This is a genomic window from Streptomyces sp. NPDC051020 (genome assembly GCF_040683105.1).
Classification (GTDB): domain Bacteria; phylum Actinomycetota; class Actinomycetes; order Streptomycetales; family Streptomycetaceae; genus Streptomyces.
The window spans coordinates 128,559-141,679 of record NZ_JBFBCG010000010.1 but is presented as its reverse complement, the minus strand read 5'-3'; the positions used below and the strand labels follow the sequence as shown (position 1 = coordinate 141,679).

General features: G+C 71.2%; 14 protein-coding genes. 7 read left to right on the top strand and 7 right to left on the bottom strand.

Annotation, left to right across the window (positions count from 1 at the left end; all coding sequences use genetic code 11):
- Nucleotides 1-223: 223 nt before the first annotated feature.
- Nucleotides 224-811: a DNA-3-methyladenine glycosylase I gene (locus AB0N06_RS08470; protein ID WP_366133919.1), complete on the bottom strand. Its 588-nt coding sequence runs from the start codon at nucleotides 809-811 to the stop codon at nucleotides 224-226.
- The gene (locus AB0N06_RS08465) at nucleotides 808-1,329 is read right to left on the bottom strand and encodes a DivIVA domain-containing protein (protein ID WP_366133918.1); all 522 of its coding nucleotides are present in this window, start codon (nucleotides 1,327-1,329) and stop codon (nucleotides 808-810) included. Before AB0N06_RS08465 ends, AB0N06_RS08470 begins: the two co-directional genes overlap by 4 nt.
- A 115-nt stretch (nucleotides 1,330-1,444) precedes the next feature.
- Here AB0N06_RS08465 and folP point away from each other — a divergent pair, with 115 nt between their 5' ends.
- A complete protein-coding gene (folP, locus tag AB0N06_RS08460) occupies nucleotides 1,445-2,305 on the top strand; it encodes a dihydropteroate synthase (protein ID WP_366133925.1) in 861 nt (286 codons plus the stop codon).
- A gap of 155 nt (nucleotides 2,306-2,460) precedes the next feature.
- On the opposite strand, the gene AB0N06_RS08455 is transcribed toward folP, so the two are convergent.
- Both AB0N06_RS08455 and dapE read right to left on the bottom strand, forming a co-directional pair.
- Nucleotides 2,461-3,219: a TIGR00730 family Rossman fold protein gene (locus AB0N06_RS08455; protein WP_366133917.1), complete on the bottom strand. Its 759-nt coding sequence runs from the start codon at nucleotides 3,217-3,219 to the stop codon at nucleotides 2,461-2,463.
- A 93-nt stretch (nucleotides 3,220-3,312) separates the two neighbouring features.
- Nucleotides 3,313-4,392 (bottom strand): succinyl-diaminopimelate desuccinylase, encoded by a 1,080-nt coding sequence (gene dapE / locus AB0N06_RS08450; RefSeq protein WP_366133916.1) that lies wholly within the window; start codon nucleotides 4,390-4,392, stop codon nucleotides 3,313-3,315.
- A 167-nt stretch (nucleotides 4,393-4,559) separates the two neighbouring features.
- Between dapE and AB0N06_RS08445 the strand changes: the two genes are divergently transcribed.
- Both AB0N06_RS08445 and AB0N06_RS08440 read left to right on the top strand, forming a co-directional pair.
- A complete protein-coding gene (locus tag AB0N06_RS08445; protein WP_366133915.1) occupies nucleotides 4,560-5,501 on the top strand; it encodes a hypothetical protein in 942 nt (313 codons plus the stop codon).
- A 448-nt stretch (nucleotides 5,502-5,949) separates the two neighbouring features.
- Nucleotides 5,950-6,375 carry an ATP-binding protein gene (locus AB0N06_RS08440; RefSeq protein ID WP_366133914.1) on the top strand — a complete coding sequence of 142 codons (426 nt, stop codon included), beginning with the start codon at nucleotides 5,950-5,952 and terminating at the stop codon, nucleotides 6,373-6,375.
- Between the two features lie 72 nt (nucleotides 6,376-6,447).
- On the opposite strand, the gene dapC is transcribed toward AB0N06_RS08440, so the two are convergent.
- Nucleotides 6,448-7,545 (bottom strand): succinyldiaminopimelate transaminase, encoded by a 1,098-nt coding sequence (gene dapC, locus AB0N06_RS08435; protein ID WP_366133913.1) that lies wholly within the window; start codon nucleotides 7,543-7,545, stop codon nucleotides 6,448-6,450.
- A 149-nt stretch (nucleotides 7,546-7,694) separates the two neighbouring features.
- On the bottom strand, nucleotides 7,695-8,015 hold the full coding sequence (fdxA, locus tag AB0N06_RS08430) for a ferredoxin (RefSeq protein ID WP_037688837.1): 321 nt from the start codon (nucleotides 8,013-8,015) through the stop codon (nucleotides 7,695-7,697).
- Nucleotides 8,016-8,132: 117 nt separating this feature from the next.
- Between fdxA and AB0N06_RS08425 the strand changes: the two genes are divergently transcribed.
- From AB0N06_RS08425 to AB0N06_RS08410, 4 genes are all read left to right on the top strand, one after another.
- Nucleotides 8,133-9,134 (top strand): GNAT family N-acetyltransferase, encoded by a 1,002-nt coding sequence (locus AB0N06_RS08425; protein WP_366133912.1) that lies wholly within the window; start codon nucleotides 8,133-8,135, stop codon nucleotides 9,132-9,134.
- 10 nt (nucleotides 9,135-9,144) lie between these two features.
- The gene (locus AB0N06_RS08420; protein WP_358861932.1) at nucleotides 9,145-9,981 is read left to right on the top strand and encodes a transglutaminase-like domain-containing protein; all 837 of its coding nucleotides are present in this window, start codon (nucleotides 9,145-9,147) and stop codon (nucleotides 9,979-9,981) included.
- 422 nt (nucleotides 9,982-10,403) lie between these two features.
- Entirely contained in the window at nucleotides 10,404-11,693 is a 1,290-nt protein-coding gene (locus AB0N06_RS08415; RefSeq protein ID WP_366133911.1) for a hypothetical protein, read from the top strand.
- A gap of 151 nt (nucleotides 11,694-11,844) precedes the next feature.
- Nucleotides 11,845-12,633, top strand: a complete 789-nt coding sequence (locus AB0N06_RS08410; RefSeq protein WP_366133910.1) for a class F sortase — start codon at nucleotides 11,845-11,847, stop codon at nucleotides 12,631-12,633.
- 16 nt (nucleotides 12,634-12,649) lie between these two features.
- On the opposite strand, the gene AB0N06_RS08405 is transcribed toward AB0N06_RS08410, so the two are convergent.
- On the bottom strand, nucleotides 12,650-13,105 hold the full coding sequence (locus tag AB0N06_RS08405) for a GNAT family N-acetyltransferase (protein WP_366133909.1): 456 nt from the start codon (nucleotides 13,103-13,105) through the stop codon (nucleotides 12,650-12,652).
- Between the last annotated feature and the right edge of the window lie 16 nt (nucleotides 13,106-13,121).

Sequence of the window (13,121 nt, the reverse complement as noted above, 5' to 3'; positions counted from 1 at the left end):
GGCGTCTGGTGCGTGCGATCGCAAGGCGGAGGGTCGCCCCGATACTGGGCGTATCGGGGCGAGCCCGACAACGCAGCGAGCGTGCGTGCCAGGCGTCGCCCGGCAGGCGGGACTTTCGAAACACACCCTAGGGCCTCGCGGGGGTCGGTCCGGGCCGGGGGGCGTGGACGGTTGCTCACCGGTGGGTGGCTTCCTCCACGGCACCGCCGACCCCGCTGCGCGGCTACGCCCCCGTGCCGCGGGCCACGCAGTCGGCCAGGTGGTCATCGACCAGGCCGCACGCCTGCATCAGGGCGTAGGCCGTGGTGGGGCCGATGAAGCGCAGGCCGCGCCTCTTGAGATCCTTGGCGAGCGCGGTGGACTCCGGCGTGACCGCCGGGACGTCGCCGAGGGTGCGCGGGGCTGGCCGGGTGGCCAGGTCCGGGGCGTACGACCAGATCAGTTCGTCCAACTCGCCGTCCGGCCATGCGGCGAGCACCTTGGCATTGGCGAGCGTCGCCTCGATCTTCGCGCGGTTGCGGATGATCCCGGCGTCGGCAAGGAGGCGTTCCTTGTCGGCGTCGGTGAACTCCGCCACCGCACGGATCTTGAACCCGGCGAAGGCGCTGCGGAATCCTTCCCGGCGGCGCAGGATCGTCAGCCAGGACAGCCCGGACTGGAACGCCTCCAGGCAGAGGCGCTCGAACAGGGCGTCGTCGCCGCGGACGGGGCGGCCCCATTCCGTGTCGTGGTAGGCGAGGTAGTCATCGGTGGACAGTCCCCACGGGCAGCGCAGCCGGCCGTCCGCCCCCGCTTCGGCGCCGCCGCTCATCGCTGCGGCTCCTCGCCGGACCGGGGCCCGGACTCCGGACCGGGCGGCGGCTCCTCGCCGGACCGGGGCCCGGACTGGGGGCCGGACGGGGGCCAGGAGCGCGGCTCCGGCTGCCGGTCGGGCTGCTCCTCGGACTGCGGCGCCGACCGGGGTGCCCGCTCGGGCCGCGGCCGGTCCTGCGGCTCCTTGAGGAGCCCGACACCGCCCACCGCCGTCGCCTGCGCTCCGGCGAGCGCCGACTCCAGCTCGGCGATCCGCGCGTCCCGCTCGGCGAGCTCGGCGCCCAGCCGGCCGAGCGCCTCGTCGACGTCGGCCATCCGGTATCCGCGTGCCGTCACCGGCAACCGCAGCGCCTCGACGTCCGCGCGGCCGACCGGACGGGTCGCGGGCAGCGGGTCGGTCAGCTGCTCGGGCGCCACGTCCTGCAGGACAGCGCTCTTCCCTCCGCCGACCACCGCGAGGGTGACCGCGGCCACGACCACCACCATCGCCAGCAGCAAGAACCAGAACACACGCATCTCCCCTGGGGCGGAAACCTGTCCGCCTCCGATCGTGCCATGCGGTACTGACAGTTAGGGTCGCAGGCGGCGGCGGGGGATCTATCCAGAGGAGAAACACAGGATGCAAAGCGGTGTGCTCAGGCTGGGGCGGCGCGAATTCGGGGCGCACGAGCCAGTGATCATGGCGATCGTGAACCGTACTCCGGACTCCTTCTACGACCAGGGCGCGACCTTCCGCGACGAGCCCGCGCTCGCCCGGGTCGAGCAGGTTGTCGCCGACGGCGCCGCGATCATCGACATCGGCGGAGTGAAGGCCGGTCCCGGCGAGGAGGTGACCGCCGCGGAGGAGGCCCGCCGCACCGTCGGGTTCGTCGCCGAGGTGCGGCGGCGTCACCCCGATGTGGTGATCAGCGTCGACACCTGGCGCCACGAAGTCGCTGAGGCGGTCTGCGAGGCCGGTGCCGATGTGCTGAACGACGCGTGGGGCGGTGTCGACCCGAAGCTCGCGGAGGTGGCCGCGCGGCACGGAGCGGGCCTGGTGTGTACGCACGCGGGCGGAGCCGAACCGCGGACCCGGCCGCACCGGATCGCGTACGACGACGTGATGGCGGACATCCTGCGGGTGACGGTGGGGCTGGCCGAGCGGGCCGTGGAGCTCGGCGTCAGGCCGGACGGCATCATGATCGACCCCGGTCATGACTTCGGGAAGAACACCCGGCACTCGCTGGAGGCGACGCGTCGCCTCGGTGAGATGACGGAGACCGGCTGGCCCGTCCTCGTATCGCTGTCCAACAAGGACTTCGTCGGGGAGACGCTCGACCGGCCCGTGAAGGAACGGGTCATCGGGACGCTGGCGACGACCGCGGTCTCGGCGTGGCTTGGCGCGCAGGTCTACCGGGTGCACGAGGTGGCGGAGACGCGGCAGGTGCTGGACATGGTGGCGTCGATCGCAGGGCACCGGGCGCCGGCGGTGGCCCGGCGCGGGCTGGTGTAGCGGCGGCGGGGCGGGCGCGAGCCGGGCCCGGGGCGGCGGGGCCGCTGCGCGCGACGCGTCCCCCTGCCCGCCTTTTCCGGATCCGGGCGCCGCCCCGGATCCGGCTCCTTCACCCACCCCCCATGTGCCCGTCGGTCTCAGCCGCCGGAGGGACCTCACCGTGGCCAGTGGCCGACTTCCTTCGTGACCAGTTCGACCGCCTCGTGCACGTCGTCCGTGACGTGAAACAGCAGCATGTCCCTCTCGGACGCCTTCCCCTGCGCCACCACCGTGTTCCGCAGCCAGTCCACCAGGCCGCCCCAGTACGCGGTGCCGAAGAGCACAATCGGGAAGCGGGTCACCTTGCCCGTCTGGACGAGGGTGAGCGCCTCGAAGAGCTCGTCGAGTGTGCCGAGGCCGCCGGGCAGGACGACGAAGCCCTGCGCGTACTTCACGAACATCGTCTTGCGGACGAAGAAGTAGCGGAAGTTCACGCCGATGTCGACGTGCGGGTTGAGCCCGGACTCGAAGGGCAGCTCGATACCGAGGCCGACCGAGATGCCCTTCGCCTCCCGCGCCCCCTTGTTCGCCGCCTCCATCGCTCCGGGACCGCCCCCGGTGATCACCGCGAAACCGGCCTCGACCAGCGCCTTGCCGATCTGTACGCCCGCCTCGTAGTCCGGGCCGTCCGCCGGGCTGCGGGCCGAGCCGAAGACGCTGATCGCGCTCGGCAGCTCGGCCAGCGCGCCGAAGCCCTCGACGAACTCCGACTGGATGCGCATCACCCGCCAGGGATCGGTGTGCACCCACTCGGAATCGCCCTCGGAGTCCAGCAACCGCTGATCGGTGGTGCCCGGCTGTACCTGTTCCCTGCGGCGCAGTACTGGACCGAGCCGCTGCTCCTCGGGGACGTGAGCTTCTTCGGGGTTGCCCATGGCCTGCTCCCTCCGACGACGTGACGCCATGACGACGTGCTGTGTCAGATCAGGGTAGATCCATGGAGGTTACCGGCAGGGGAATGCCGTCGGTCAGCTGGTGAGCCAGGAGCGCAGCCGGTCCTCGCAGTGGGTGATCCGGTCGACCGCCACGTGCTCGTTGCGCTTGTGCGCGAGGACCGGGTCACCGGGCCCGTAATTCACGGCGGGGACGCCCAGCGCACCGAAGCGGGAGACGTCCGTCCAGCCGAACTTCGGCTTCGCGGTACCGCCGACGGCCTCCACGAACGCCTTGGCCGCCGGGTGGGAGAGGCCGGGCATCGCCGCGCCGGAGTGGTCGTCGACGGTGAACTCGACGACGCCGCAGTCCGCGAAGACCTCGTGGACGTGGGCGAGGGCTTCCTCGGGGCTGCGGTCGGGGGCGTACCGGTAGTTGACGACGACGGTGCAGGCGTCCGGGATGACGTTGTTGGCGACGCCGGCCTCGATACGGACGGCGTTCAGGCCCTCGCGGTACTCCAGCCCGTCGATGACCGGTCGGCGCGGTTCGTAGGCGGCGAGGCGGGTGAGGATCGGAGCGGCCGCGTGGATGGCGTTGGACCCCATCCAGCTGCGCGCGGAGTGCGCCCGCTCCCCTTCCGTACGGAGAAAGACCCGCAGGGTGCCCTGGCAGCCGCCCTCGACCTGGGCGTCGGACCCTTCGAGGAGGACGGCGAAGTCGCCCACCAGCCAGTCGGGGTGGGCGTCTGCGACATGGCCGAGCCCGTTGAGGTGCGCGGCGACCTCTTCGTTGTCGTAGAAGACGAAGGTGAGGTCGCGGTTGGGCTCGGGCACGGTCGCGGCGATCCGCAGCTGGACGGCGACGCCCGACTTCATGTCGGAGGTTCCGCAGCCCCAGAGCACGCCGTTCTCGTCGAGCCGGGACGGCACGTTGTCGGCGATCGGCACGGTGTCGATGTGTCCGGCGAGTACGACGCGCTCGTCGCGACCGAGGTTCGTCCGGGCCACGACGTTGTTGCCGTGCCGGTCGACGGTCAGGTGCGGGAGCGTGCGCAGGGCCGTCTCGATCGCGTCGGCCAGCTCCTTCTCGTCCCCGCTGACCGACGGGAAGTCGACGAGGCGGGCGGTGAGGGCCGGGCCGTCCAGGGTGAGGTCAAGGGTGCTTTCGGGCATGGTCCCGACCCTAAGGCCTGTCCGGCCCTGATCCGCCGGGCGGGCCCAGGGACCGTCTTTCGGATCGAGCCCGATCGGGGACCCCGCGAGCCCGGCGTGATCCGGAAGGAAAACCCTTGAGGGACTTCGCCCTCGGACCCGGCCGGGCCCTCCAGTACGGTGGGCGCGTGCCCCGGACCCCCTCCTCCGCCCGCCGACACACCGGCCGCAGCCGCCTCTTGCGTATCGCAGCTGCCTTTGCCGTGCTCGTGGCCCTGGCCGGCTATCTGGCCATTCAGTACATCTCGGGCAACAAGGGCGTCGAGCGGTGCACCGTGCAGTCCCCCGACGGCTCGACGGGCCGGGGACGTACGTACCGGCTGAGCCCGGAGCAGGCCGCGAACGCCGCGACGATCTCCGCGGTCGGCACCACGCGGGGGATGCCTGAGCGTGCGGTGACGATCGCACTGGCGACGGCGATGCAGGAGTCCGGGCTGCGCAACATCTCGCACGGCGACCGGGACTCGCTGGGACTGTTCCAGCAGCGTCCCTCGCAGGGCTGGGGCACCGAGAAGCAGATCCTGGACCCGGTCTACTCGGCCGGGATGTTCTACCAGCATCTGGCCGAGGTGCCCGGTTACTCGCGCTTGCCGCTGACGGTCGCCGCGCAGCGGGTGCAGCGCAGTGGTTTCCCGCAGGCGTACGCGAAGCACGAGCCGGATGCCGCGCTGCTGTCCGCCGCGCTGACCGGCCGTACGCCCGCCGCGCTGACCTGCACGCCGACGCAGACGGCAGCGGGGCCCGCCGATGCGGCACAGGTGCGGTCGGCGCTGGTACGGGCCTTCGGCAAGGGTGTGCTGTCCCCCTCGGGGAGGGCGGGTGACGGGGTGTCGGCCGGGGCGCCGGCCGCGGGCACGGTCACGGTGCCGGTGAAGGCGGCGCGGACCGCCGGGGAGGGCGGCAGGGCGCAGCGCGGCTGGGAGCTCGCGCATTGGGCGGTGGCGCAGGCCGAATCGCTGGGCATCGACGAGGTCGCGTACGCGGGCCGGGTGTGGAATACCGGATCGGGCTGGCGGACGGACCGTGAGGAATCAAGCACCACGCAGGTCCGCATACAGCTCGTTCGCTAGGACGTGTTTCGAAAGTCCCGCCTGCCAGGCGGCGCCTGGCACGCACGCTCGCCACGTTGTCGGGCTCGGACCGATACCGGACGTATCGGGGCGCCCCTCCGCCTTGCGAGCGGGTATGCCGGACGGTGCGACGGGGCACAGCCTGCCGGGAGGGACATCAGTGCGAAGGATCCCTCGTAGGGGCCATCCAGCCCGTCCGGAAGCTGCCGTCACCACACGCCTGGGAAACTCTCCCCTTCATACGCCATTTCCCTTGCGGCAAAAGGGAAGTGGCGGCTCGTCCGGCGTTCGGGAAATGCAATGTTTGCCCGGGTTCCTCCGTTGTGGATTATGTGACGCATGACCGACTCTTTACTTCGGTCCACCGCAACCTCCCCCGCCCCCACGACGGTTGTCACTGCGTCCGGTCAACGGACAGACAGATTCCACATCCCGTCGAAGGAGCATCATGTCCCTCCCCCTGACCCGTCGGATCGCCCGTGCCGCGCTGCTGATCGCGGCGGGTGCAGCCCCCGTGGTCGGTGCGGCCGGCGCCGCAGGTGCCGCGGAGCTCCCGCATGCCCCGGAGCTCGGCGGTCTGACGACCGTCGACGGCGCCGGTCTCGGCAAGACCCTCGACGGCGCGCCCGAGCAGGGCACCAAGGTCGCGGGTGCCGCCGGCGGCAAGATCGTCGGGACGGCCGTCCCGGCCGCGCGCAAGACCGTCGGCAGCACGGGCAGCAAGGCCGCCCCCGCCGCGCGGAAGGCCGCCGGTGAGCTGGTCGGCGGGGCCACCGGCGCGGCGGCCGAGGGCGGTCTGCCGGCCGGCGGTCTCGCCGGTGGCGGTCTGCCGACGACGCAGGGCCTGCCCACCCACGGTCTGCCGATCGGCTGACCCCGTACCGGACACGCAAAAGGGCCTCGGAAGTGCGTGCTCCCGAGGCCCTCGCGCCTGTCCGGTACGGGGTCAGGACAGCCGCGTGACCGCGGCTGCCACACGTTCGTCCGTCGCCGTGAACGCCACCCGTACGAAGTGGTCGCCCGCCGGTCCGTAGAAGTCGCCCGGCGCCACCAGGATGCCGAGCTCCGCAAGGTACGCCACGGTGTCCCAGCAGGGTTCGTCGCGGGTCGCCCACAGATAGAGGCTCGCCTCACTGTGCTCGATCCGGAAGCCGTGGGCCTCCAGCGCCGTCCGCAGCGCGGTACGCCGGTCCGCGTACCGGGTCCGCTGCTCCGCCACGTGCGTGTCGTCTCCGAGCGCCGCGACAGTGGCGGCCTGGACCGGGGCGGGCGTCATCATCCCGCCGTGCTTGCGGATCAGCAGCAGTTCGCCGAGGACGGCCGCGTCGCCCGCGATGAACGCCGCGCGGTATCCGGCGAGGTTGGAGCGCTTGGAGAGCGAGTGGACGGCGACGATGCCCTCGTACGTGCCGCCGCAGACATCGGGGTGGAGCACGGAGACCGGTTCGGCCTCCCAGCCGAGCTCCAGGTAGCACTCGTCGCTGAAGACCAGCACGTCGTGCTCGCGCGCCCAGGCCACGATCCGGATCAGCTCGTCCTTGGACAGGACCCGGCCGGTGGGGTTGGACGGCGAGTTCAGCCAGAGCAGCTCGAGTCCGGCCGGGTCGAGCTCGGTGGGGTCGTCGTAGACGACGGGCTCGGCGCCGCAGAGCCGGGCACCCACCTCGTACGTCGGGTAGGCGAGCCGCGGGTACGCCACCTTGTCGCCCGCGCCGAGGCCGAGCTGCGTCGGCAGCCAGGCGACGAGTTCCTTGGAGCCGACGACCGGCAGCACGTTCTCGTGCGCCACGGAGACCGCGCCGAGCCTCCGCTCCACCCAGCCGGTGAGGGCGTCGCGGAGTTCCGTCGTCCCCCACACCGTCGGATAGCCGGGGCTGTCCGCGGCGGAGACGAGCGCCTGCTGGATCAGCTCCGGCACCGGGTCGACGGGCGTGCCGACGGAAAGATCGACGATGCCGTCCGGGTGGGCCGCAGCGGTCGACTTGTAGGGCGCGAGCTTGTCCCAGGGGAAGACCGGGAGGCGGGAGGAGACTGCTGCGGACACGGCTCTCTGCTTTCTCGTACGAGGGTGACGAGGATGGTTCGGGTGGTTCGTGCAGCGCCGGGTCCGCCTGCGGCCCGGACCGGAAACACCTCGGTCCCGCACGGTGACGAGCCGTACGGGACCGGGGCGGCGCACGTGCTGGCCGCTGGTTACTGGTTCTGCGGCGGCAACGCTGCGATGAACGGGTGGTCGCGCTCGATCAGACCCAGCTTGGAGGCACCACCCGGCGAACCGAGGTCGTCGAAGAACTCGACGTTCGCCTTGTAGTAGTCCTTCCACTCCTCCGGGGTGTCGTCCTCGTAGAAGATCGCCTCGACCGGGCAGACCGGCTCACAGGCTCCACAGTCGACGCATTCGTCCGGGTGGATGTACAAGGACCGCTGGCCCTCGTAGATGCAGTCGACGGGGCACTCTTCGATGCAGGCCTTGTCCTTTACGTCGACACAAGGCTGCGCGATGACGTAGGTCACGCTGTCGTTCCTCCTCGGTAGGGCGTTGGCTCTCGCGCGGGAGCGCGGCGTCGTCGATGCCCGCACCTAGTATCTCCGTTCCTGGGCACGAACCGAACAGGAGGGGCTGAGAGAGCTGTGGAATTCACCATCGGCGGACAGGCTGAGGTCCGGATCACCCCGGCTGACGTGGGCAAACGGGTATCAGTCCGACGTCGTTCGGAGGACGGCGCGGCGGGCTGGAAGTTCACCGACACCGTCGGGGTTCTCACATCCTGGAACAATCATGTGCTGTCCATCACACCGAAGAGCGGTGAATCCGTCCACATCGACGAATCCTCGCTGGTGGCGGGCAAGGTCGTCCCGTCCGCGCCGGCCCGGCGCCGGGGTCCGTCGGCCACGTTCGCCGAACTCGCCCACGTCTGTGCCCGCGCCTGGCAGCCGGTGGAGAGCGAACCGCTCGGGCACTGGCAGCTGCGCGCGGCGGAGGGGTTCACCCGGCGTGCCAACTCCGTACTGCCGCTCGGCGATCCGGGGGTACCGCTCGACGAGGCGCTCGCGCGGGTGGAGCGCTGGTACGAAGCCCGCGGGCTGCCCGCGTACATCCAGACCGCGACGGGCGCGGAAGGCACACAGGAGAATCTGTGCGCGGAACTGGAGGAGCACGGGTGGCGGCGCGAGGTCACGGCACAGGTGCGGATCGCGGCTCTGGCGCCGATCGGCGATCTGGATGCAGACGTTGCAGGGGTGCGGCTGAGCCGGGAGATCGACGAGGCATGGCTCTCCCGGTACCAGCGCCTCCGCACTCCGAGCCCGCGTGTACTGAAGGTGCTGGCCGGCGGGCCCTCGGTGTGGTTCGCGACCGTGCCGGGTGACGCGGCGGGCGAGGCGCCTGCCGCGATCGGGCGATGTGTCGTGGACGGGCGCTGGGCGGGCTTCATGGCCGTCGAGGTCGATGCCGCGTACCGGCGGCGGGGCCTGGCCTCCGCCGTCATGACCGCACTGGCCCGGCAGGCGCTGGACGAGGGTGCGTCGGCGGCGTGGCTGCAGGTGGAGGCGGAGAATGAGGGGGCACACGCGCTGTACGACCGCATGGGTTTCGTGACCCATCACCTGTACCACCACTTCCGGTCCGCGTAGGGGCAGGAGCATGTCCCCCATGAACCCAGGACTGAACCCACGCCGGCAGTTCGCCGAGGAGGCCCGCGCCGAACGCCCCGACCTCGCCCTGCTCTGCCTGCTGCTGGCCGCGGAGGCCGACCCGGCGCTGGACGCGGACGGGATCGACGCTGCGCAGATCGAACTGGACCGGCTGGCGGGACTGCTTCCGTACGGGGCACGGAGCGGGCGCGCCTGGGCCTCGGCGGTGGCCGAACTACTCGGCGAACGCTGCGGATTCGAGGGCTCATCGACGGACTACCAACGGCTGCAGTCCTCGCTGCTGCACGAAGTGCTGCGGCGCCGCCGCGGGCTGCCGATCCTGCTTTCGGTGGTGTGGATCGAGGTGGCGCGGCGGGCGGGCGCCCCGGTGTACGGGGTGGCGCTGCCGGGTCATTTCGTCGTCGGGTTCGGCGATCCGGCGGAACAGGTGCTGGCCGACCCGTTCGCCGGCGGCAGGCCGATGACCGGCCAGGACGCGCAGCTTCTGGTGACGGGGACAACCGGGGCACCACTCGAGCCGTCGATGCTGGTGCCGGCCCGGCCGCTGGAGATCGTGCTGCGGATCCTGAACAACATCAGGGCGTGGGCGGCGGCCCGCCCGGAGTGCACGCGAGTGGCGCTGTGGGCGGTGGACCTGTCGCTGCTGCTTCCCTCGCATCCGGCGCGGCTGCGCTACGAGCGGGCGCAGTTGCTCGTACAGAGCGGGGAGTTCCTTCGCGGGGCGGAGGAGATGGAGGAGTACGCGGAGCTGGTGGAGGCGGTGGAGCCGACGGCGGCGGAGATGGTTCGGGGGCGGGCGCGGGCGGCGCGGGCCTTGCTGAATTAGAGGAGCTGACACCATGGGAGCGCGGGCCGGGCGCCTCCCCGGCACTGCAGGGCCGCTGGGGCGACGCGGAGGGCAGCCCCGGGGATCACTCACGTACAGGACATCGTCAACCAGGCGTCGCTGTAAGCGAGTTCGAGCCAACTGCAAGGGTCTCGCCGCCCCGATCGCACGGCGCGTCACCATGAAGGAATGTCAGCAAATGGGTGGGCATGCTGCACCAAACCTGATTACGCCATGATATGCAGTCCGATGGGTGATTATCTGTAAATCGCCACTCGAAGGGCTCATGACGTAGCCCCAATGCACAGATTCCCGATGGCGCCGAGTCGCATTCCGGTTAACGGTGGATCACGTCGCAACTGCGTCACTTTGAGTCGACAGCCAGTCACTCATCGCAGTCGCGTCGAAAGGAATGTGTTCAGATGCGCTCTGCCCGCACACTGTTCGCTTCGGCCGCGATCACCGCGGCCCTCGCCATCACGAGTCCCGCTGCCCATGCCATCGGCTTGACCGATGGCTGGGACGGCGGTTCCTCCTCCAGCAGCGATGAGCACGGCGACCGCGGCGACGACCGCGGCGATGAGCACGGCGACCGCGGCGACGACCGCGGCGAAAAGGGCCACCACGGCCACAAGGGTGACCACGGCGAGAAGGGCGAGAAGGGCGACCACGACGACGAGGGCGAGAAGGGCGACCACGAGGGCGAAAAGGGTCACCACGGCGACAAGGGCGAGAAGGGCGGCTGGGGCGACAAGGGCCACCACGGCGACAAGGGCGAGAAGGGCGGCTGGGGCGACAAGGGCGACCACGGCGACAAGGGCGAGAAGGGCGGCTGGGGCGACAAGGGCCACCACGGCAGCAAGGGCGAAAAGGGCAGCTGGGGCCACGGCGACAAGCCCAGCGGCGGCGTCCACACCGGAGGCGGCGCCATGGCCATGACGGTGGCCAAGGAGTGGCAGCCCGGCAACGACTCCGACGACGGCGACGAAGGCGGCAACGAGGCCACCTGGGGCGACGGCGACTGGAGCGACGGCGACAAGGGCGACCACGGCGACGAGGGCGACAAGGGCGACAAGGGCGACAAGGGCGACCACGGCGACAAGGGCGACGAGGGCGACAAGGGCGACGAGGGCGACCACGGCGACAAGGGCGACGAGGGCGAGAAGGGCGGCTGGGGCGACAAGGGCGACCACGGCGACAAGGGCGAGAAGGGCGGCTGGGGCGACAAGGGGGAAAAGGGCCACCACGGCGAGAAGGGTGACAAGGGCGAAAAGGGCGGCTGGGGCGACAAGGGCGAGAAGGGCGGCTGGGGCGACAAGGGCGAAAAGGGCCACCACGGCAGCAAGGGCGAAAAGGGCAGCTGGGGCCACGGCGACAAGCCCCGCGGAGGCGTCCACACCGGTGGCGGCGCCATGGCCATGACGGTGGCCAAGGAGTGGCAGCCCGGCAACGACTCCGACGACCAATCGAAGAAGGGCGGAGACGAGGGCGGCGACGACGAGGGCGGCTACGGCGGCGGCCACGGCAGCAAGGGCGAAAAGGGCAGCTGGGGCCAAGGCGACAAGCCCAGCGGCGGCGTCCACACCGGAGGTGGTGGGACCGCGGTGACCGGTGGCGGTCTGGCCGCCGGTTCGGCGTTGCTCATCGGTGGGCTCGGCGTCGGTGCGTACAAGATGCGCCGCCGTCAGGCCACGGGCGGCGCGGTGGCCTGAAGGAGCTGAACCGCTGATCTCGCGCAGCTGTCGCGGTCGCCGTCCCCCGGGACGGCGACCGCGGCGGCTGCTTTTCCCCGGTTCCACCGGCTGACCGAGCACCAACTGACTGATGCCACCCAGCAGAAGGAAAGAAGAAAGGCACGCTCTCATGGCCGCCCCGCAGTCGTCCGATTCCGCCCCCTCCCGGCCCGGCTCCCCCGCCATCGGCCGCGCCCTGCTCTGGCCCGCGGCAGCGACAGGGCTGGGCCTGCTCCTGATCTACAACTCCCTCGGCATCTCGGACGACAACAAGCCGTTGACCACCCCCGCGGTGCTCGCACCCGCCGTCCCCGGGCCCGGCGTTCCCGGAGCCCCGGCAGCTGGCTCCCCAGCCTCCGGCGCCCCCTCGGCCTCCGGCGCCCCCTCGGCCTCCGGCGCCCCCTCGGCCTCCGGCGCCCCCTCGGCCTCCGCTTCCCGCCAGGGGCCGTCCATGCCCCGTTCCAAGCCGAAGCGGCTCCGGATCCCGACGATCGCCGTCGACGCCCCCTTCACCCCCCTGTCCATCGGTCCGACCGGACAGCTCGACGCCCCGCCCCCCAACGACAAGAACCTGGTGGGCTGGTTCAAGGACGGCGCGACGCCCGGTGAGCGCGGCGCGTCCATCGTCGCAGGTCACGTCGATACGACGACCGGCCCGGCGGTGTTCCTGCAGCTTCGGTTCCTGAAACCGGGGGCCACGGTCGACATCACGAGGGCGGATGGCAGCGTCGCCTCGTTCAAGGTCGACTCGGTGGAGACCTTCAGCAAGGCGCACTTCCCCGACAAGCGGGTGTACGCCGACACCCCGTCCGCCCAGCTCCGCCTGATCACGTGCGGCGGCACCTACGACAGGAAGGCCAAGGACTACAAGGACAACGTGGTGGTGTTCGCCCATCTCGACGAGGAGACGCGCGCCTGAAACACCGGGACAGGACCTAGCCGACGTTCTCCGTCCGTTCCAACTCCTTGAAGAAGTGATGGCGGGTGTGGCCGCCCGGGAGCCCACCGCCACTCCCGGTCTCCAGGTAGCCCTGTCGGCGGTAGAAACCGGGCGCCTGGAAGGACATCGACGAGACGATCACGGAGATGCAGCCGCGCGCCAGAGCCTCGTCCTCGGCGGCGCGCACCAGTCGGGCGCCCCACCCCTCGTGACGCCGGTCGGCCCGCACCCACACCTCGGAGATCCCGGCGCACCCGCCCCAGGTCCAGCCGACCAGCCCCGCCACCAGGTCACCCGCCTCGTCGGTGACCCGCACCGAGAGCCCCCGGTCGTCGTGGGCGCCCGTCGCATGGTTGTTGAAGGCGGTCAGCTCTTCGCTCAGCCGGGCGGAGAGCTCCGCGTCCTCCGCACCGACGCGCAGGTTCACGCCCGCGCTCCGTCCAGTCGTCATGAAGCAGGAGTGTGCC